A 19296-nucleotide genomic window follows, 5' to 3' on the forward strand; every position below is an offset into this window, starting at 1 on the left:
CGGACGGATGCCCGTTTCTCGGACGATCCTGCGCGGATCGTCCGAGAAACGGGGGATCGCCCGAAGAGCGGATGCCTGTCGTCAGCCCTTCGAGACCAGGAACTCCCTGAAGTCGGCCGCGGCGAGCATCGCGCGGACCCCGGCGGTTCCACCGGTCGCGCACGACGGATCCGTCACCGACACCCTGGCCTGGTCCCACGACGAGGTGCGCTGCCCCGTCGCGGTGATCGTGCAGCCCGAGGTGCGGAGCGTGACCCGGTACCAGGAGTTCACCTGCACGCCGCCGGGCACCCCGGTGTCGGCGAGCGGCGTCCACGACCCGTTCGCCTTGCCGAGCGACAGCCGCCCGGTGCTGCCGTCGACGCCGGCGAAGTAGCCCGTGTACGCATCGGGGCCGACTCCGGGAGAGGTCATCCGCGCGAGCACGCCGGCGTTTCCGCTCGGCGCGGTCAGCGACGTGAGCCGCACGTCGGACGACACGGTGTAGGCGTCACCGGCGATCGGAGACGCGAACTTCGGACCGTCGGTCGCGGATGCCGACTGACGTTCGATGCCGCCGGCGATCGTCGACCAGCTGCCGCCGTACCCCGTCCACCCCGTCGAGGCGCCGGATGCCCACGAGTCGGCGTAGGAGGCCGCCGTCGACGCACCGGCCTGGGTGACCTGGAGGTTTCGGAACGACGCCGAGCTCAGGTGCGTGCGCACCCCCGCCTGACCCGAGGCGAAGCATCCGGCGTCGGTCGCGGTCGCCGTGGTGGATGCCGTGCCGTTGTCGGGCTTGATCGTGGCGGTGATCGTGCAGCCGACGATGCTCGCCGTGAGGTGGTACCAGGTGCCGGCGCTCACGCCGCCGGTCACGTTCTGCAGGGCGAGCGAGGTCCAGTTGTTGTTCTGCTTGCCGATGAAGATCGTGCCGTTGGTCTCGACGCCGACGTAGTACCCCGCGTGCGCGTCGGCGCCGACCGCGGGCGCGCGAGTGCGCAGCAGCACGCCGGCCTGGCCGGTCGTGTCGAGGCGGATGTCGGTGTCGAGCGTCACGTCGGTCCATCCCGTCGAGCCCACCAGGGACTTCGGTCCGCTGGAGGCTCCGGCCTGGGAGTAGACCCCGCCGCTCACCGACCAGGCGCCGCCGTACGTGGACCAGCCCATGTCGTTGCCGGAGTCGAACGGCGCATAGAGGGGAAGAGTGCCCACCGGGCCGGTGCCGAACCGCACGTCGCACCTCGTGGTGGACCCGGCGACGAACTTGGGTGAGACCATCATGATCGCCGACCCGGATGCCGTCGGCACGATGCTCGGGCTGTAGTTGGCGCAGTGCTTGCCCGGTCCGTTGTTGTAGTCGCCGGTGGGGTCGATCGTCATGGGCGCTGATACGGCCTGCCAGGCGCCGACGCCGAGGTTGGTGTTGGTGAACACCACGCGTCCCGACTCGGGCTTGACGACCGTCGTCGGGCCGTCCGCCCCCGTGACGACCCGCTGGCCGGACATGATGAGGGTGCCGTTCGGACCTCCGGCCGGACTCCACGCGAGTGCGGGGGTGTGCAGCAGCTGACGGCCGTCCGCCGTCTGCACGAGGGTGCCGAGGTCGGTCGCCGACCCCCACGAGGCTCCGTCCGGCGAGGTCTTCAGGTAGACGCGACAGGTCTGGTCGGCGTTGCCCACCGAGTCGCGGCACAGCTCGTAGCCCAGCGCGTAGGTGCCGTTGGGCAGCTTCCGCACGATCGGCATGCCGGGGCGCGAGCTGCTGTCGCCCACCGCGACGACGTCCGTCTGGCTGCCCCAGGTCGCGCCGCCGTCGGACGACGTCGTCATCACGAGCTTCTGGCTGTAGCCGGAGGAGCGCAGACGCTCATCGGAGAAGTGGCAGGCGAGGTCGCCGTTGGCGTTCAGCACGATCTCCGGCTCCCACAGGCCCGTGGACACCTGGTTGGGCGCCCCCGACTTCGTCACGCAGTTGCCGCGGCGGGTCCAGGTGGCTCCGTAGTCGGTGCTGATGAAGGTCTGCACCTCCTGATTCGACCAGTTCACGTTGTCCCAGGCGTTGCCCGCGGCGATGATCGTGCCGGCGGGCAGACCTCCGGCCGCCTGCGGCAGCTCGTACATCGATCCGAAGTAGATGCCCCACCCGGCGGTCGGCGAGTAGAGGGTGCTCAGCGTCGACCAGGTCTGGCCGCCGTCGGTGCTCCGCTTGACCACGGAGTGCGTGCGCACGCCGGTGTCGTTGACGCTGTACATCACCAGCAGGTCGCCCCGCCGGCTCTGGTCCGCGCTGGCGCCCAGCCGGATGATGCGCGGGTAGTCGTTGTTCTCCGCGCCGCTCGGCGACGACGGCGCCGCGACCACCGAACCCGGTGAGGCCGAAGCCGCCGTGGGGAGGGCCACCAGGCCCGCCGCCCCCAGCACCGCCGCCGCGAGGACGGCCGTCAGACGGGAGGGTCGTCGCCGCCCCGTGGATGATCTCTGCATGACGCTGCTCCTTCTCTTCGTCGAGACGGACGTTCGCCGTCCCGGTCTAGGTGTGCGCGATCCCGCGCACCACGAGCCCTTCCACGCGGAGATCTCCGCCCGCCGCACGGATGCCGGTGGCGCCCGTGGCGTGAGGGAGGACGTCCGCGACGTCGATGATCGGCACGCCGTCGAGTTCGACGGCGATGCGCTCGCCGCGCAGCCTCACGACGACACGGTGCGGCGCCTCGGAATCGATGTCCGCCGCTGCGGAGGCGAGGATGCGCTCGTCGTAGTCGTGCCGGGCCAGCACCACCCGGCCGACGTGCAGCTGCACGGAGTACCCGAGCAGGAAGTTCACGCCGAGTCGGGTGTCTGCGCCCTCTCCTCCCTCGGAGAGGGCGCTCGCCCTCACCAGGAGGTCTCCGTGTCCGCCGCTCTCGGTCGCCGTGAACGCGAGCGCCGCCTCGATGTCGACGTCGGCGCGCGGGGTCGGATCGAGGAGGGCCTTGCCGTAGCCCGAGAGCGCGCCGCCGACCGGGCCCGCGTCACCATCGCCGAGTCCCGGCGAGACCGTGATCAGCTCGATGGCCGGCCTGCCTGCCACGGCGGAGATCCGCAGCGGGCTCTCCCCGTGCGCGAGGCGGATCTCCGCCGTCACGACGTGACCGTCGTGACGCACCGGAACGCGGGTGCTCTCCCCTCCGGCATCCACCCCGATGACGTCTCCGGCGGAGAACACCCCCGCGAGCTGCAGGGAGAACGCGCCCCCGCGCGCGGCGTGCAGGCGGTAGCCGGCGGACTCCCCTGCGGCGAGCGCGAGGCTCTCGCCCTGCGTCGACGGCGCGTCGGGCGTGAGCGCGGCCCAGAGCCTCCCCGGCACCGGGACGACGGCCCGGCGATCGGACTCATCGGGAGTGGTGTCGGTGAGGGCGACGTGGCCGATGCGCACGCCCCCGCCCCGCGCATGCACGCCGACGAGGGCGCGGGCGCCGAGCGGCGCAAGCTCCAGCGGCTGACGCCGCCCGTCGAGGAAGACCTCGATGCGGTCGTGGTCGGCGACGATCCTCCACGTGTGCAGCGCGGCGTGCGCGAATCCTGGCGGGAGCGGTGCATTCCCTGCCGGCTCCCCGCCGTCGGTCGCGTGCACGCGGTGCGCGTCTCGATCGATCCCGACCACGATACGACGGCCGTCCTCCGTCTCGAGCATCACTCCGTGCTCGGCGGCGTCGAGCGCCGTCAGCGACACCTCGGCGGTGAGCGCGGGCACGGCCCCGATGCGCCAGAGCGCAGCGGCGTCCAGCGCGCCGGTCAGCACGGCGGAGCGATGACCGGCGGCCAGCATCCCTGCCTCGACCTCCCAGGACGCGGCGTCGCCGTCGTTCCAGGCGCAACGGTGCGTCGGCGCCGCGGGGGCGGGGGCCTCGCGCGACGGCCCGAGCACGAGCAGCCGACCGCCGCTCCACACCTGCCGGTCGATGTTCAGATGCCGGGTCAGGTCGGGGTTCATGTTGTGGAACACGAGATAGGTCGACACCAGGTCGGGGCCGACGACGCTGCAGCTGTGCCCGAGCCCGGTGTACTCCGGGTCGGTGCTGACCACCAGCGGATTCAGCGGCCCAGGAGTCCACCCGGTGAGCGGATGATCGCTCGCCGCCGCGTCGATCCGGTAGCCGGGGCTCAGGTAGTGGTTGCCCGTGAGCGTCATGTGGTACCTGCCATCGCGCTTCGCCACGAAGGGACCCTCGGTCCAGCCGTTCATGTGGATGCCGGTGAGCACGGGCTCCCCGAACTCGGTCGGCGAGGGCATCTCGCACCCCCAGATGCCCTCGTCGCCCGCCCAGTAGAAGTACCGGCGACCGTCATCGTCGATGAGCACGTTGCCGTCGATCGCGTGCCCGACGTTCCCGCTCACGTCGACGAACGGACCGGTGGGGCTCTCGCTCCGCAGCACGTGGTGTCCTTGACCGGACGGCGAGGTGTACATGTGGAACTCCCCGTCGGCGTAGACCACCTCCGGTGCGAACGGGACCAGCCCGGGGAAGACGTCCGGCGCGATCGTCGGCCCCTCCGGCGCCCAGTGCAGGAGGTCGTCGGAGCTCCAGCAGTCCACCTGCGGGGTCGTCGAGTAGAGGTAGTAGCGGCCGTCATGGCGGAGCACGAAGGGGTCGGCGTAGTCGCCGTCGCGGGCGATCGGGTTCTCGTAGACGGCCACGGTCACTTGATCCCGCTGATCGCGAACGAGTCGACGAAGTGCCGCTGCATGAGGCTGAACAGCACGACCACGGGGAGCACGGCGATGACGGACGCCGCCATCACCATCGGGAAGTCGGTCTGCTCGGCGTAGTAGCCGGTGAGCGAGGCGACCACGAGCTGCACGGTCGACTTGTCGGGCGAGTTGGTGAAGATGAGCGGACCGAGGTAGTCGTTCCAGGTCGCCATGAAGACGATGATCACGTTGGCGGCGATCGCCGGTCGGCACAGCGGGAGGAAGACGCTCCAGTAGATGCGGAAGTACCCCGCTCCGTCGAGCTTGGCGGCGTCGAGGAGCTCGGTGGAGAGTCCCATCATGTACTGCCGCAGGAAGAACAGCATGAGCACGTTGCCGAGGGTGCCCGGCACGATGAGCGGCAGCAGGGTGTCGATCCAGCCGACCTCCGCGTAGACGAGGAACTGCGGGATGAGCGTGACGATGACCGGCACCATCATGGTCGCCAGCAGCAGGGTGAACAGCAGTCCCTTGAGCGGGAAGTTCAGCTTGGCGAACGCGAACGCCGCCATGGTGGTCGAGAAGGTGCCGATCGCCACGACGAGCAGCGTGACGATGGCGCTGTTCAGCAGGCCCGAGGCGAGGGGCACCACGTTCCACACGTCGACGTAGTGCGAGAAGTCGAACGGGTCGGGGATCCACTGCGGCGGGAACTCGAAGACCATCTTCGACTCCTTGAGCGAGGTCGACACCATCCACAGGAACGGCAGCACCATGGTGAGCGCCCCGAGCAGGACGAGCACGAAGAAGACGACGGTCGTCGCTCGACGTCGCGCCGTGAGGGTTCGCAGAGTGGCCATGTCGGTTCAGTCCTCCGTGTGCACCCAGCGCCGGGACACCCGGAACTGGATCAGTGTGATGACAAGGATGACGAGCGCGAAGAACACCGCGACGGCCGAGGCGTAGCCCATCTGGTTCGAGGCGAAGGCCTTCTCCCAGATGTAGTAGGTGATGGTGGCCGCGCTGTAGTTCGGCCCGCCGTTCTTGGTGAACAGCTGCACCTCGACGAAGGTCTGCAGTGAGCCGACGATGCCGACCACGATCAGGAAGAAGGTCACGGGAGAGAGCATCGGCAGGGTGATCGAGAAGAACGTCCGGATGCCGGATGCCCCGTCGAGCCGCGCGGCCTCGTAGTAGCTGTCGGGGATGTTGTTGAGGGCGGCGAGGTAGTAGATCGACGTGATGCCGATCATCTTCCAGACGATCATGATCACGATCGTGACCTTGATCCAGGCGGGGTCTCCCAGCCAGTCGGGCCCGCGGATGCCGAACCAGTCGCTGAGCCCCTGGTTGATGGGACCGAACTGGTAGTTGAAGAGCCACTTCCACATCACCACGAGCGCGACGATCGACGACACGTAGGGCAGGAAGTAGAGCACCCGGAAGACCTTGTTGCCAGGGGTGCGGCGGTGGCTGGCGATCGCGAAGAACAGCCCGAACGCGAGGTAGAACGGGATCGGCAGCAGCATGAAGAGGGTGTTGCCCGAGGCGATCCAGAACTTGCGGTCGGAGAGGAACGCCGTGAAGTTGTCGACTCCGACGAAGTGCTGCTCGCCGCTCAGCACGTTCCAGTCGGTGAAGCCGGCGTGGACGGCGACCGAGACGGGGACGACGAAGAACAGCAGCAGCTGCAGGGTGATCGGCGCGACGAAGACGGCGCTCCAGGTGCGCTCATGGCGCGCCTGTCTGGACGCTCTCCTGGGTGCCGTCATGGGCGGGCCTCTCTCGTGAGGGGGTCGTCCGGGCCGGTGCACGGCCCGGACGACCCTGTCCGTCTGGTGCTACTTCGCCGTCGCGATCGCGTCGTCGAGCGCGGTCTGCATCTCCGCCTCCACCGACTTCGTGTACTCGGCGGCGGTCACCTCGCCCCGATAGACGCTCGCCACGTTCGACGAGAACACGTTCCACCAGTCGCCGTTGTAGGTGAAGGTCTGAGTGGGTCGGTGGCCGACCTCCTCGATGATGCGGATGAACTGCTGCTTGTTGGCCGGCGGCTTGTCCATCGTCAGGTACTCGTCGTTCGTCATGTCGATGAGGTTGGGGACCGCCTGGCCCTTCTCCATGTTCGTGCGCTGCGCGTCTTCGTTGAAGGCGAGGAACGCGGCGAGGTTCTCGGCGTCGGTGGGGTTCTTGCTCGCCTTCGACACCGCGAAGCCGACACCGCCGTACCAGGTCGCCTCCGACGAGGTGGGCGTAGGGACCGGCCACGGCATGAGGTCCCAGTCGAACGTCACCTCGTCCCAGAACTGCCCCTGGCTCCACGGGCCGATGCCCATCATGCCGATCTTGCCGTCGATGAACCGCTGGAAGCTCCCCAGCGAGCTCTCCTCCTCCGAGCTCGGCGCCACTCCCTCTTTCAGGGAGAGGTCGGCGACCCACTGCAGGGCCTCGACGAACTTCGGGTCGGTCACGGAGACCTTCGTGTGATCCGCGTTCAGCCAGTCGGCGTCGTTCGACCACACCGCGGACTCGAGCGAGTACGGGGCGGTGCCGTAGGTCTTGTCCGCGCCCTCCCCTGAGGTCAGCTTCTTGGCGTTGGCGACGAACTCGTCCCAGGTCCAGGGGACCTCGGGGTCGGGATCGGGGATGCCGGCCGCCGCGAAGAGATCCTTGTTGTAGGCGAGGGCGAAGGGGCCGATGTCCTTGGGCAGCGCGTAGATCGCCCCCTGCCCCGGCGTCGTGCCGTCGAACTTCCAGAGGTCGATCGCGTTCTTCCACACGTTGTCGGCGTCGAAGATCTCGTTGTCGGCGACGTAGTCGCTGAGATCGGCGATCACGCCGTTCTTCACGAGCGGCTGCAGGTTCTCGCCCACCATGTAGAAGACGTCCGGCGTCTTCTTGGCGGCGATCATGGTCTGCAGCTTGGTCTGGAAGTCGGCCGCGGGCACGCTGATGTAGTCGACCTTCACCCCCGGGTACTTCTTCTCGTACTGCGCGATCATGTCCTTGAAGACGTCGACCTCCTGCGGGGACCCCCACCCCATGAAGGTGACCGTGCGGTCGCCGGACTGCTCTCCCGAGCCCCCGCCGGAGCATCCGGCCAGAACCAGGGCGGTGGCCGCGACCAGAGCGACTGCTGCGGTGCGTGTTCTCATCTGCCTCTCCTGAATGTGTGAGGAGCCGCCGGTCTCCCTCGACCGCGGCGCTGCGGGTATCCGGCCTGGGAGGACCGGCGGGAACTGCTCTGTTCGGGACGCTAATGTATAGCGCTGTAAATGTCAAAGGATTCTTGCTCGGGTTCGGCCCTAAGATGGCGGAATGGCGACAGGCAGGTCCGGCGGACGGGTGCGATTGCAGGACGTGGCGACCCTCGCCGGCGTCTCGATGAAGACCGTGTCGAACGTCGTCCACGACTACGAGCACGTGTCGGACCGGATGCGCGAGCGGGTGCAGGCGGCGATCGACGAGCTCGGGTACCGCCCCAACCTCACCGCGCGACGCCTGGCGACCGGCCGCACCGGGATGCTCGCGCTCGCGATCCCGGAGATGGATCAGCCGTACTTCGCCGAGATCGCCCGCTGCGTCGGCGAGGAGGCCGGCCGCCGCGGCTACCGGATCATCGTGGAGCAGACGCTGAACGACGTCGAGGCCGAACGCGCCGTCATCCGCGACCGCGAGGAGGGACTGGTCGACGGGGTGATCTTCCACCCCGCCCGCATCGACACCCTCGAGATCGCGCGCCTGCGCCCCGACACCCCGCTCGTGCTGCTCGGCGAGGCCGCGCGCCCGCTCACCGCCGACCACGTCATGATCGACAACGTGCGGGCGGCCCGAGAGGCCACCGAGCTGCTGCTCGCGACAGGGCGGCGGCGGATCGCCTTCCTCGCCTCGGTGCGCACGGAGATCGCGGAGTCGACGCACCTGCGCCTGCTCGGCTACCAGGAGGCGCTGATCGGCGCCGGCATCCCCCTCGACCCTGCGCTCGTGATCGAGAGCGACGGCTTCGGGATCGACGACGGCGTGCGCGCCCTGACCGCCGCGCTCGACAGGGGCGTCGCCCCCGAGGCCGTCCTCTGCCGCGACGACCTCTTCGGGCTCGCCGCGATGAGGGCGCTGAGCAGCGCCGGACTGCGCGTCCCGGAGGACGTCTCGGTGCTCGGCTGGGACGACACGTCGCTGGCCAGGTACGCGACGCCGGCCCTGTCATCCGTGTCGCCGGACAAGCGCGCGATCGCGGCGTCGGCGCTCGATCTGCTCGAGGACCGCATGAACGGCTACGACGGCATCGGGCGCCACCTCCTCGCGCCGTACACGATCGCCGACCGCGGCACTGTGGCTCGACTGCCTCACTGAGGCAGTCGAGCCGAGGCATCGGAATCCATCACCGGATTGCATCTTTCTAGCGCTGCAAGTTTTGGATATGCTTCCTGCCATGCCACAGGAAAGCCTCGCGTCGGCCAGCAGCCAAGACGGCCGGTACCCCCGCCCGCAGCTCGTTCGCGCCTCATGGGCCGATCTCTCCGGCCCCTGGCGGTTCGCCGTCGACCCGGACGACCGCGGAGTCCCGGAGGGCTGGGCGCAGGATCCGGCGGAGATCGCCGGGGAGATCATCGTGCCGTTCCCCCCGGAGTCGCCCGCGTCGGGCATCGGCGACACCGGGTTCCATCGCGTGCTCTGGTACCGACGCACCATCGCCGCAGCTGAGGTGGCCGAGGCCGGTCACGAGGGAGGCCGCACGCTGCTGCTGCACTTCGGCGCGGTGGACCACCGGGCCGACGTCTGGATCGACGGCGCCCACGTCGGAGCGCATGAGGGGGGTCACACGCCGTTCACGGTGGTGGTGCCGGAGAGCGCGGCAGACGGGTTCGACCTCGTCGTGCGCGCGGAGGACGACCCCCTGGACCTCGCGCAGCCCCGGGGCAAGCAGGACTGGGAGGAGCGGCGCCACGTCGTCTGGTACGACCGCACCAGCGGCATCTGGCAGCCCGTGTGGCTGGAGTCGGTGCCCGCCCGTCACGTGCGCAGGCTCACCTGGAGCACCGATTCGGATGCCGCCGTCGTGCGCCTCTCGGTCGAGCTCGACGGCCACCCGTCGCCGGGAACCCGGCTCTCGGTGCGCATCACCCGCGGAGAGGAGGTGGCCGCGGCACAGGTGACGGAGCTCACCGGACCCCGCCAGACGCTCACGCTCTCCCTGCCCGCGCTGCGCAACGGCCAGGCACGGGATGCCTGGCTCTGGACCCCCGAGCATCCCCTGCTGCTCGACGCGGCGGTGGAGCTGCTGCCGCCGCACGGCGAATCCGACCGGATCGGCTCGTACCTCGGCATCCGCTCGGTGGGGACCGACGGCGGCCGGGTGCTCGTCAACGACCGGCCGGTCGCCGTGCGCGCGGTGCTCTCCCAGGGCTACTGGCCGCAGTCGCATCTCGCGGCCCCGGACGCCGACGCCCTGCGGCACGAGGCGCAGCTCATCAAGGACCTCGGGTTCACCTCGGTGCGCGTGCACCAGAAGATCGAGGACCCGCGCTTCCTCTACTGGACCGATCGCCTGGGTCTTCTCGTGTGGGCCGAGATGCCGAGCGTGTACGAGTTCTCCGCGCTCGCGGTCGAGCGGCTGGTGAGCGAGTGGACGGCCGTGGTTCGGCGGGACTCGTCGCACCCCAGCATCGTCGTGTGGGTGCCGCTCAACGAGAGCTGGGGGGTCGACCGGATCGCACAGGTCTCCGAGGAGCGCGAGCTGGCCCGCACGCTCTACCACCTGACGAAGACGCTCGACGGCTCCCGTCTGGTCGTGTCGAACGACGGGTGGGAGCACACCCGCTCCGACCTGTTCACCGTGCACGATTACGAGAACGACTCCACGGTGCTGCGGGCGCGCTACGGCACATCCGATGCCGTGCGGCAGACCCTCGACGGCATCGCCCCGAACGGCCGGCGCATGCTCGTGGGCACGCCGGAGGAGTCATCCGACACCGCCGGACGGCCCGTGCTGCTCAGCGAGTTCGGCGGCGTGAGCGTCGACCGCGCCGCCGACGGCACCTGGGGCTACCGGACCGTCGCCTCGGACGAGGCCCTGGAGACGCATCTCTCCACGCTGTTCTCCGCGGTCCGGGACTGCGCGCCGCTGGCCGGATGGTGCTACACGCAGCTGACCGACACGGCGCAGGAGACCAACGGACTCACCGACGAGAACCGCGTGCCGAAGATCCCCGTCGATCGACTTCGGCGGATGATCACCGGCGGCGCCGAGCTGCCCGCCGCATCCCCCGTCTTCCACGCCTAGCCCCGCCCCGCTCCCGGCATCCGAACTTCGGACGCATGTCGCTTTTTCGGACGATTCCGCGCGGGTCGTCCGAGAAACGGGTGATCGTCCGAATTTCGGATGCGGCGGTAGGCGGATGCCGGACGGATCAGGTGCGGCGGTAGGCGGATGCCGGGTCAGACGCCGATGATGCGTGGAGGGGGCGGGGGCGCCAGCTGACGCCGCGGCACCCCGTGCGCTTCGCGGTGCAGGCGCTCCATGCGGCTGTCGAGCTCGGCCGCGGCATCCGCAGCATCCGTCAGGCTGTCGACGAGGTGCGAGGGCACCTGATTCGAGAACTTGTAGTAGATCTTGTGCTCGAGGCTGGCCCAGAAGTCCATCGCTATCGTGCGGAACTGCACCTCGACCGGCACCGACAGCGCCCCCGTGGAGAGGAACACGGGCACCTCGAGGATGGCGTGCAGGCTCTTGTACCCGTTGGGCTTGGGGTTCTTGATGTAGTCCTTCACGATCCGCACGGTGATGTCGTCCTGCGCGGTGAGCAGATCGAACAGCCGGTAGACGTCGGCGATGAAGCTGCAGGTCACGCGGACACCGGCGATGTCGGTGATCTCCTCGCGGATGCGGTCGAAGTCGGGCTCCTCGATGCCCTTGCGCGCGATCTTCTCCACGATGCTGTCCGGCGACTTCACCCGGCTCTTCACGTGCTCGATGGGGTTGTACGCGTGATCGTGGGTGAACTCGTCGCGCAGGATCGAGATCTTCGTCTCGACCTCGCGCATGCCGAACTCGTACTCGCGGAGGAAGCGCTGGAACTGATCCCTGAGCTCTTTCGCCTCGGTGATCGCGCTCTCGTCGACGGAAACCGTGCTCATGCTCACGACGCTACGCACTCGTGATCGGAAATCCCTGTGCATCGTCGATGAACGACGCTCAGGCACCCGCGGTGCGCGACTCCGCGGTCACCTCGACATCGCCTCTCGCGTCGACGAGCTCCTGACCGGTGACGAGGCCGGGGAGGCCTCGGCCGAGACGCGTCGTGAACAGCAGCACGACGGACGCGAGGATGAGGAGGGACGAGATCCCGTCGAAGGCGTCGCCGAGCAGGGGCAGGGCCCCGATGCCGCCGATGCCCGCGGCCCAGCGCAGCGGACGGGTCAGCGCCGCCGGCATCCGCGACCCGGCGTAGCGCAGCTGCACCGCCAGGTCGCCCACCGACCGCCCGCTGATCAGGATGATGAGCAGCCACAGCCCCGATGCCGCCGAGATGCCCATCACCTCGGCGAGGCGTCCGTCGAGGACGGTCTGCCGATCGTGCAGGACGTACTCGAACCACAGCTGCGTGACCACCGCGACGCCGTACATCACGAAGCCGTAGGCGAGGGCATCGCAGAGCATCGCGATCGCGCGACGTCCGCGCGTCACGGGGCGCGGCTCGCCGGCATCCGCACGAGCGCGCACGCCGCGCAGCGAACGAGGCACCACGAGCGCGAACACCGAGCCGAGCACCGCACCCGTCGTGTTGGTCATCAGGTCGCCGACGTCGAAGAACCGGTAGGCGCAGGGGTACAGGCCCCAGACGCCGGTCAGCTGCGTGGTCTCGATGAGGAGCGAGAGACCGAACCCGACAGCGAGGGCGGTGGGGATGCCGCGGGCGCCGAGCACCCGCAGGAAGACCCCGAGCGGCACGAACAGCAGCACGTTGAAGACGAGCTGCAGCAGCGCGGGGTGGCGCAGCGGGTTGCCCGGCGCGGCGAGCGCCTTCTGCACGTCGCGCACGACCTCCATCGGGTCGGTGATCATGCCGACGCAACGGATCGTCTCGGGGTCGGGCAGCGGCAGCAGCGTGTAGGTCCAGATCGCCCAGAAGTAGACGAGGGCGGCGAGCCAGAGCAGGGTGCGGCCGAAGCTCAGACTCCCCCGGCGGCGGTAGCTGATCGCCACGAACGGCACGAAGAGCAGGATGCCGAATCCCACTCCGATCGCGATGGCGATGAACCCCAGAAACACTTGATCCCCCACGGGATCCCAGTCTATGTCGCCCCGTAAGGATTCCGTTAGGGCAGTGCACGCGGGGCGTAGGGATTCCGTGAGGATGTCGTGAGGAGCACAGGGAGTGGCGTAGGCTCGCCCGACGTGTCAGACGAATCCCGGGAGAATCCGGACGCACCGCAGATCGCCAAGCGGATCCTCATCGGAGACCCGCTGACGAGCGAGCAGGCCGACAACCAACTGCTCCCCAAGCGCATGGCGCTGCCGATCTTCGCGTCCGACGCGTTGAGCTCGGTCGCGTACGGTCCGCAGGAGATGCTGCTGACGCTCGCGCTCGGCGGGCTGGCGTTCCTCACCTTCGCCCCGTGGGTCGCCGCAGCCGTCGTCGTCCTGCTGATCGTGGTGGTGCTGAGCTACCGCCAGCTCATCAAGGCGTACCCGTCCGGCGGCGGCGACTACGAGGTCGCGTCGAAGAACCTCGGCGAGATCCCCGGGGTGATCGTCGCGGCCGCCCTCCTCGTCGACTACATCCTCACCGTCTCGGTGTCGATCGCCTCCGGAGTCGACAACATCATCTCCGCGGTCCCCGAGCTCGACCCTCTCCGCGTGGAGCTCGCGGTGGGCTTCGTCGTCCTCATCGTCATCGTGAACCTGCGCGGCGTGCGCGAGGCGTCCACCGTGTTCGCGATCCCGACGTACCTGTTCATCGGCTCGGTCGGCGTCATGATCGTCACCGGCCTCATCCGCACCTTCCTCGGCGACGCCCCCGTGGCCGACAGCGCCGCGTATCAGATCCAGGGCGAGCACCTCGCTGATGCCGCCATCATCCTGCTCATCCTTCGCGCCTTCTCGAGCGGATGCTCCGCCCTCACCGGCGTCGAGGCCGTGTCCAACGGCGTGCAGGCGTTCCGCGCCCCGAAGATCCGCAACGCCCAGACGACCCTGGTGATGATGGGCTCCATCGCCGCCCTGCTGTTCGCCGGTCTCACCGCCATGGGGCTCATCACGAGCGTCCACTACGCCGAGAACGCCTGCGACCTGATCGGCTTCGACTGCTCGAAGCCGCAGCCCAGCGTGATGGCGCAGATCGCCGCCGCGACCTTCGGGGGCGGCAGCATCCCGTTCTTCATCGTGCAGGCGGCGACCGCCTGCGTGCTGCTGCTCGCGGCCAACACCGCGTTCAACGGCTTCCCGCTGCTGGGCGCCGTGCTCGCCCGCGACGGCTACGCGCCCAAGTCGCTGAACACCCGCGGCGACCGCCTCGTGTTCTCGAACGGCATGATCGTGCTCGGCATCGCCGCGATCATCGTGCTGGTCGTGTTCCAGGCGAAGCTGACGACCCTCATCCAGCTGTACATCATCGGCGTCTTCGTGTCGTTCTCGCTCGGGCAGATCGGCATGGTGCGGCACTGGAAACGGCTGCTGCGGCAGACGGACGGCAGCGTCTCGGCATCTGATCGCCAGGGCGCGAAGGTCGGCCTCGTCATCAACACGATCGGCGCGACGCTGACGGTCTTCGTGCTCGTGATCGTGACGATCACCAAGTTCACGCATGGCGCGTACCTCGTGTTCATCGCGATCCCGGTCCTGGCGTTCCTGATGCTGGGCGTGAAGCGGTACTACCGCGACGTCGAGCACGAGATCGCGATCGACGACATCACGAAGTTCGGCGCCACGGGAGACGTCGCGCTCGTCCTCGTCAGCAAGCTGCAGAAGCCCGTCGTGAAGGCCGTCGACTACGCCATCGCCGCCAAGCACGGCAAGACGATGGCGATCCACGTCGCCGTCTCCTCCGAGGAGGCCGCCGCGCTCCAGAAGGAGTGGGAGGATCACCTGATGCCGATCCCGCTCGTGATCGTGGAGTCGCCGTACCGCTCCTTCGCGCAGCCCATCGCCGGCTTCATCAAGAAGTACCGGGCGAAGCACGGATCGTCGGTCGTGACGGTCTACCTGCCGCAGTACATCGTGGGCCACTGGTGGGAGACGTTCCTGCACAACCGCCGGTCGAGGCGCATCGCCAACCAGCTGATGCTCATCCACGGCGTCTCCATCACGCTCGTGCCGTGGCTGCTCGACTCGTCGGAGCTCATCTACGGCCGGCGTTCGCGTCCGCTGCCTGGCCAGGAGCGCGCAGGTCGCCCCGTCGTCGTGAACGGACGACGCGCCCACCGCCCCGAGGGGCCGCCGTCGGAGGACCCGACGGCGAAGAAGGGCGCGAACGAGGCCTGAGGCTGCGTGCTCAGCCCGCGACGAGGCTGAGCACCAGCGCCGCGACGACCACGGTCGGCACGGCCACCGCTGCACCCCAGAGCATGAAGCGGCCCCAGCGGATGTCGACGCCGAGGGAGACGACCCTGTGGTGCCAGAGCAGGGTGGCCAGCGACGCCCACGGGGTGATGAGCGGCCCGAGGTTCACGCCGATCAGCAGGGCCATGAGCGCGACGGGTCCGTGCGCGGAGGGTTCGAGGATCAGGTAGGCCGGGAGGTTGTTCACGCCGTTCGCCGCCACGGCCCCCGCCGCCGCGAGCCCCAGGAGCTGGCCGGGCCCCTCGCCCGACGACGCGAGCGCGTCGAGGAACCCCAGGACGCCCTCCGCGTGCGCGGTCTCCACCAGCACGAACAGCGCACCGGCCAGGCCGAGCGCACGCCACGGGATGAGCGACAGGCGCAGCACGTGCCTCCGGCGGACGGCGAAGAGGACGACGAGGGCGCACGCCGCGGCCGTCGCGGGGATCCAGACCTCCGTCATGACGGCCAGCAGCGGCATGAGCACGATCAGCACCCCGGTGGCGCTCCAGAACAGGATGCGGTCGGAGGGCGCACCGCCCGTGGGCACGCGGTAGGCGGCGAACAGCGTGCGGCGATGCGCGACGGTGAGGATCGCGACCGGGATCGCGATGCCGACGAGCGTGGGCGCCCAGCTGAGCGCGAGGAACGCCCCCGGATCGCCGCCCATGCGCTGCGCGGCGAGGAGGTTGGTGAGGTTCGAGACGGGGAGGGCGAGGGATGCCGTGTTCGCCAGCCACACGGTGGCGAGGGCGAACGGCAGCGGGCTCACCCCGATGCTCTGCGCCAGGACCACCACGACCGGGGTGACGATCACGGCGGTGGTGTCGAGCGACAGGAACACCGTGCTCACGACGGCGAGCGCCACGACGGCGGCCCACAGTCCGATCACCCGCCCTCGACCCCAGCGGGCGAGATGCTGGGAGAGCACGTCGAACACGGCGGCATCCCTGGCGAGCTCGGCGACGACCGTGATCGCGATGACGAAGCCCATGACCGGCGCGATGCGCAGTCCGAGCGCCTCGGCGTCGTTCGTCGGGAGGATCCCCGTGAGCACACAGATCGCCGCGACGGCGACGAGCGCGAGGATGATCACCGTCCCCGCGCTGATCCGTCGAGTCGGTGCGCCCACCCCGCGAGTGTAGACCTCCTCAGCGCGCCTCGAGAACGCCGCCCAGGATGCCGGCCGCCTCGGTGAAACGGGCCGGATCGGCGCTCGCGTAGTTGAGCCGCACGAAGGGCCCGGACGGCTCGGCGGGGAACCACTCGGCGCCGGGGGCGACGATCAGTCCGCGGAGCTCGCACTCGCGGGTGATCTGCCCCACGTCGGACCCCTCGGGCAGTCGCACCCAGAGGTTCAGACCGCCGACGGGCACGGTCTCCACGGTCGCGAGCGGGGCGTGCTCGGCGAGGCACGAGAGCATCAGGTCGCGCCGGGAGCGCAGCTGCTCGCGGAGGCCGCGGAGGTGCGTGCGCCAGCCCGGCTGCGTCACGACCTCGAGCGCGGCGAGCTGGAGCAGACCGCTGACGTACATCGATCCCGCGGCACGGTCGCCCAGGATGCGCTCCCTGGCCGGTCCTCGCGCGATCACCGCCGCGACACGGAGCGCCGGAGACACGCTCTTCGTGAGCGATCGCAGGTACACGACGTGCCCGTCGTCGTCGAGCGCGGCGAGCGGACGCGGCTCCGCATCGATGCCGAGATCGTGCGCCCAGTCGTCTTCGATGAGGAAGGCACCGTGTCTCCGCACGCTCTCCAGCACCGCGTGCGCGGTCTCCGCCGGCCACTGCGCGCCGGTCGGGTTCGCGAACGTCGGCTGCGCGTAGAACGCGCGGGCTCCGGTCTGCGCGAACGCCCGCTCCACGGCATCCGGGTCGGGCCCCGCCGGTCCTGAGGGGATCGGCACCAGCACGACCCCGGCCTGCTCCGCCGCGAGCATGGCGCCCCAGTAGGAGGGCGACTCGATCAGCAGCGGCCGGCCCGGTCCGACCACCGCGCGGAAGATCGAGCTCAGTCCGCTCTGGCTGCCGGAGATGATCAGCGCGTCCCGCGCCGCCGCCGGGGTGACGCCGGCAGGGGCGGATGCCGCGAGCTCCCCGGCGAACCACGCCTGCAGATCCGGGACGCCCGCCGCCGGCGCCCTGGTCATCGCGATCTCGGTGCGGGAGACGCGCGCGAGCGCCTGACGCACCAGACGCTCGGGGAGCAGATCGACCGCGGGATACCCCGCATGCAGTCCGATCGCGTCGGGGGCGGCGACGCGCTGCGCCGATGCGAGCGCCGATGTGCGGTTCGGAGGAGCACCGAGGGCTCCGGTCTGCCAGCCGTAGTCGACCGACCGGGCCGCGCGCACGGCACGCACGAACGTGCCGACCCCTGGCCGCGACTCCACGAGCCCCAGGCCCACGAGCCGGCGCATCGCCTTCTGCACCGTCACGGGGCTCGCGCCGTACTCGGCGGTCAACGCTCGGTTCGACGGCACCTGGGCACCCGGAGGGGCCGCGGCGATCCATCCACGCAATCCGGCGACGATCCGGTCGGTGCTATCCTGACTCATGAAAGATCAGAGTAGCGTTATCCTCGATCAGCCGAAAGCGCTATCCTCGCGCGCCGGCCTCTGGTGGGGTCTCCTCGGCATCCTCGCGTTCTCGTTCACGGTCCCGTTCACCCGCATCGCCGTGGGCGGCCTCTCCCCTCTCTTCATCGGCGCCGGACGCGCGGTCGTCGCCGCCGGCCTCGCGGCGATCGCGCTGGCGGCGACCCGACAGCATCCGCCGACCCGTTCGCAGTGGGCGCGCCTGGCCGTCGTCGCCGGCGGTGTCGTCGCCGGCTTCCCGCTGCTCACCTCGTTCGCGCTGACGACCGCCCCCGCCGGACACAGCGCTGTCGTGATCGGCCTGCTCCCCGCGGCGACCGCCGTCATGGTCGTGCTGCGCACGAAGGAGCGACCAGCGGCATCCTTCTGGGTCTTCGCCGTCCTGGGCGCGGCCGCCGCCGTCGCCTTCGCGTCGCTGCAGAACGGTGGTTTCGGCGGGCTGCAGTGGTCGGACCTGCTGCTGTTCTGCGCCGTGCTGGCGGCGGCGATCGGATACGCGGAGGGCGGGCTGCTCGCACGCGAGCTCGGCTCGTGGCAGACGGTCTCGTGGGCGCTCGTGCTCGCCGCACCGCTGATGATCGCGCTCACCGCGGTCTCGGTCGCCGCCGACCCTCCGAGTGCCACGCCCGTCGAGTGGCTGGCCTTCTCCTATCTCGCCGTCGTGAGCATGTTCCTCGGCTTCTTCGCCTGGTACCGCGGCCTCGCAATCGGCCCGATGGCGCAGGTCAGCCAGGTGCAGCTGGCCCAGCCCGTGATCACGATCCTCTGGGCGGCGCTCCTGCTGCACGAGCAGATCGGCTGGGCGACCGTGCTCGGCGGCCTGGCCGTGATCGCGTGCGCCGCGCTGGCCGTGCGCACCCGACTCACCCCCACCCGATCGACCGAGGAGTCCTGATGCGCCACACGCCCCGCTACCTGATGACCGACCAGGAGGAGGTCAAGCGGCTCATCCGCGGCAACCCGTGGGCGACGTTCGTGTCGCCGGCATCCACCGGTCTCGTCGCATCGCACTACCCCGTGCTGCTCGACGAGGACGAGAGCGGCATCGTGATCGCCAGCCACTTCGGCCGACCCGACGAGCATCTGCACGAGCTCGGCGCGCACGAGGTGCTCGTGATCATCCAGGGACCGCACGACTACGTGTCGCCGAGCCTGTACGAACCGGGAGACCTGGTGCCCACCTGGAACCACGTGACCGCGCATCTCTACGGCACGCCAGTGATCCTGGACGAGGAGGAGAACTACGCGATGCTCTCCCGCCTCACCGACCACTTCGAGCAGCACAGGGCGCACGGCCGCAGCCTGAGCGACGACGAGGAGGGCACGCGCCGTGCGGCCAGGGGCACGGTGGGCCTGCGCATGCGGGTCACCCGGTTCGACGCCAGGGCGAAGCTCAGCCAGAACAAGCAGCCGGAGGTGCGCGAGCGCATCACGCGGCGGTTGGATGAGACCAACGGCCCGCTCGCCGAGGAGATGCGGCGCATCCAGGGGTGACCGGGCGGCGC

The 19296-nt window shown here is 69.7% G+C and carries 14 protein-coding genes; 5 read left to right on the top strand and 9 right to left on the bottom strand.

Annotated elements, in window-relative coordinates; all coding sequences use genetic code 11:
• Window positions 1–81: 81 nt before the first annotated feature.
• The 5 genes from ACFVRO_RS02225 to ACFVRO_RS02245 all read right to left on the bottom strand — a co-directional run bounded on the left by ACFVRO_RS02225 (window position 82) and on the right by ACFVRO_RS02245 (window position 7809).
• A complete protein-coding gene (locus tag ACFVRO_RS02225) occupies window positions 82–2466 on the bottom strand; it encodes a family 16 glycoside hydrolase (protein WP_386948765.1) in 2385 nt (794 codons plus the stop codon).
• A 46-nt stretch (window positions 2467–2512) separates the two neighbouring features.
• Window positions 2513–4666, bottom strand: coding sequence for a family 43 glycosylhydrolase (locus ACFVRO_RS02230; protein ID WP_386948768.1), 2154 nt, complete (start codon window positions 4664–4666; stop codon window positions 2513–2515).
• Entirely contained in the window at window positions 4663–5514 is an 852-nt protein-coding gene (locus tag ACFVRO_RS02235) for a carbohydrate ABC transporter permease (protein ID WP_105673192.1), read from the bottom strand. The genes ACFVRO_RS02230 and ACFVRO_RS02235 overlap by 4 nt, the downstream gene beginning before the upstream one ends.
• Before the next feature lie 6 nt (window positions 5515–5520).
• Window positions 5521–6426, bottom strand: a complete 906-nt coding sequence (locus ACFVRO_RS02240) for a carbohydrate ABC transporter permease (RefSeq protein ID WP_386948771.1) — start codon at window positions 6424–6426, stop codon at window positions 5521–5523.
• A 69-nt stretch (window positions 6427–6495) separates the two neighbouring features.
• Window positions 6496–7809 (bottom strand): sugar ABC transporter substrate-binding protein, encoded by a 1314-nt coding sequence (locus tag ACFVRO_RS02245; protein ID WP_105673190.1) that lies wholly within the window; start codon window positions 7807–7809, stop codon window positions 6496–6498.
• Between the two features lie 163 nt (window positions 7810–7972).
• Here ACFVRO_RS02245 and ACFVRO_RS02250 point away from each other — a divergent pair, with 163 nt between their 5' ends.
• Both ACFVRO_RS02250 and ACFVRO_RS02255 read left to right on the top strand, forming a co-directional pair.
• Window positions 7973–9007 carry a LacI family DNA-binding transcriptional regulator gene (locus ACFVRO_RS02250; protein ID WP_386948774.1) on the top strand — a complete coding sequence of 345 codons (1035 nt, stop codon included), beginning with the start codon at window positions 7973–7975 and terminating at the stop codon, window positions 9005–9007.
• 79 nt (window positions 9008–9086) lie between these two features.
• Window positions 9087–10937 carry a glycoside hydrolase family 2 TIM barrel-domain containing protein gene (locus tag ACFVRO_RS02255; protein ID WP_386948777.1) on the top strand — a complete coding sequence of 617 codons (1851 nt, stop codon included), beginning with the start codon at window positions 9087–9089 and terminating at the stop codon, window positions 10935–10937.
• A 155-nt stretch (window positions 10938–11092) separates the two neighbouring features.
• On the opposite strand, the gene ACFVRO_RS02260 is transcribed toward ACFVRO_RS02255, so the two are convergent.
• Window positions 11093–11791 carry a GTP pyrophosphokinase family protein gene (locus ACFVRO_RS02260; protein ID WP_105673243.1) on the bottom strand — a complete coding sequence of 233 codons (699 nt, stop codon included), beginning with the start codon at window positions 11789–11791 and terminating at the stop codon, window positions 11093–11095.
• A gap of 58 nt (window positions 11792–11849) precedes the next feature.
• The gene (locus ACFVRO_RS02265; RefSeq protein ID WP_386948779.1) at window positions 11850–12938 is read right to left on the bottom strand and encodes a VanZ family protein; all 1089 of its coding nucleotides are present in this window, start codon (window positions 12936–12938) and stop codon (window positions 11850–11852) included.
• Between the two features lie 114 nt (window positions 12939–13052).
• On the opposite strand from ACFVRO_RS02265, the gene ACFVRO_RS02270 reads away from it, so the two are divergent.
• Window positions 13053–15137, top strand: coding sequence for an APC family permease (locus ACFVRO_RS02270; RefSeq protein ID WP_386948782.1), 2085 nt, complete (start codon window positions 13053–13055; stop codon window positions 15135–15137).
• A 10-nt stretch (window positions 15138–15147) separates the two neighbouring features.
• Here ACFVRO_RS02270 and ACFVRO_RS02275 read toward each other — a convergent pair whose 3' ends face one another.
• Together ACFVRO_RS02275 and ACFVRO_RS02280 are read right to left on the bottom strand one after the other, a co-directional pair.
• Complete coding sequence (locus ACFVRO_RS02275) at window positions 15148–16326, bottom strand: SLC13 family permease (protein WP_386948785.1); 1179 nt, start codon at window positions 16324–16326, stop codon at window positions 15148–15150.
• A 19-nt stretch (window positions 16327–16345) separates the two neighbouring features.
• Window positions 16346–17752 carry a PLP-dependent aminotransferase family protein gene (locus ACFVRO_RS02280; protein WP_386948788.1) on the bottom strand — a complete coding sequence of 469 codons (1407 nt, stop codon included), beginning with the start codon at window positions 17750–17752 and terminating at the stop codon, window positions 16346–16348.
• Between ACFVRO_RS02280 and ACFVRO_RS02285 the strand changes: the two genes are divergently transcribed.
• Both ACFVRO_RS02285 and ACFVRO_RS02290 read left to right on the top strand, forming a co-directional pair.
• On the top strand, window positions 17751–18686 hold the full coding sequence (locus tag ACFVRO_RS02285) for a DMT family transporter (RefSeq protein WP_386948790.1): 936 nt from the start codon (window positions 17751–17753) through the stop codon (window positions 18684–18686). The two genes, ACFVRO_RS02280 and ACFVRO_RS02285, sit on opposite strands and share 2 nt — an antisense overlap.
• Complete coding sequence (locus ACFVRO_RS02290; RefSeq protein WP_386948793.1) at window positions 18686–19285, top strand: FMN-binding negative transcriptional regulator; 600 nt, start codon at window positions 18686–18688, stop codon at window positions 19283–19285. The genes ACFVRO_RS02285 and ACFVRO_RS02290 overlap by 1 nt, the downstream gene beginning before the upstream one ends.
• The last annotated feature ends 11 nt before the right edge of the window (window positions 19286–19296 follow it).

Source organism: Microbacterium sp. NPDC057944, from assembly GCF_042887445.1.
Classification (GTDB): domain Bacteria; phylum Actinomycetota; class Actinomycetes; order Actinomycetales; family Microbacteriaceae; genus Microbacterium; species Microbacterium natoriense.

What these genes read in the sequence shown, in the direction of transcription:
- ACFVRO_RS02255 (WP_386948777.1), top strand. Translation starts at nt 9,087, where the DNA reads ATGCCACAGGAAAGCCTCGCGTCGGCCAGCAGCCAAGACGGCCGGTAC.
- ACFVRO_RS02250 (WP_386948774.1), top strand. Translation starts at nt 7,973, where the DNA reads ATGGCGACAGGCAGGTCCGGCGGACGGGTGCGATTGCAGGACGTGGCG.
- ACFVRO_RS02225 (WP_386948765.1), bottom strand. Translation starts at nt 2,466, where the DNA reads ATGCAGAGATCATCCACGGGGCGGCGACGACCCTCCCGTCTGACGGCC.
- ACFVRO_RS02285 (WP_386948790.1), top strand. Translation starts at nt 17,751, where the DNA reads ATGAAAGATCAGAGTAGCGTTATCCTCGATCAGCCGAAAGCGCTATCC.
- ACFVRO_RS02290 (WP_386948793.1), top strand. Translation starts at nt 18,686, where the DNA reads ATGCGCCACACGCCCCGCTACCTGATGACCGACCAGGAGGAGGTCAAG.
- ACFVRO_RS02235 (WP_105673192.1), bottom strand. Translation starts at nt 5,514, where the DNA reads ATGGCCACTCTGCGAACCCTCACGGCGCGACGTCGAGCGACGACCGTC.
- ACFVRO_RS02245 (WP_105673190.1), bottom strand. Translation starts at nt 7,809, where the DNA reads ATGAGAACACGCACCGCAGCAGTCGCTCTGGTCGCGGCCACCGCCCTG.
- ACFVRO_RS02240 (WP_386948771.1), bottom strand. Translation starts at nt 6,426, where the DNA reads ATGACGGCACCCAGGAGAGCGTCCAGACAGGCGCGCCATGAGCGCACC.
- ACFVRO_RS02260 (WP_105673243.1), bottom strand. Translation starts at nt 11,791, where the DNA reads ATGAGCACGGTTTCCGTCGACGAGAGCGCGATCACCGAGGCGAAAGAG.
- ACFVRO_RS02280 (WP_386948788.1), bottom strand. Translation starts at nt 17,752, where the DNA reads ATGAGTCAGGATAGCACCGACCGGATCGTCGCCGGATTGCGTGGATGG.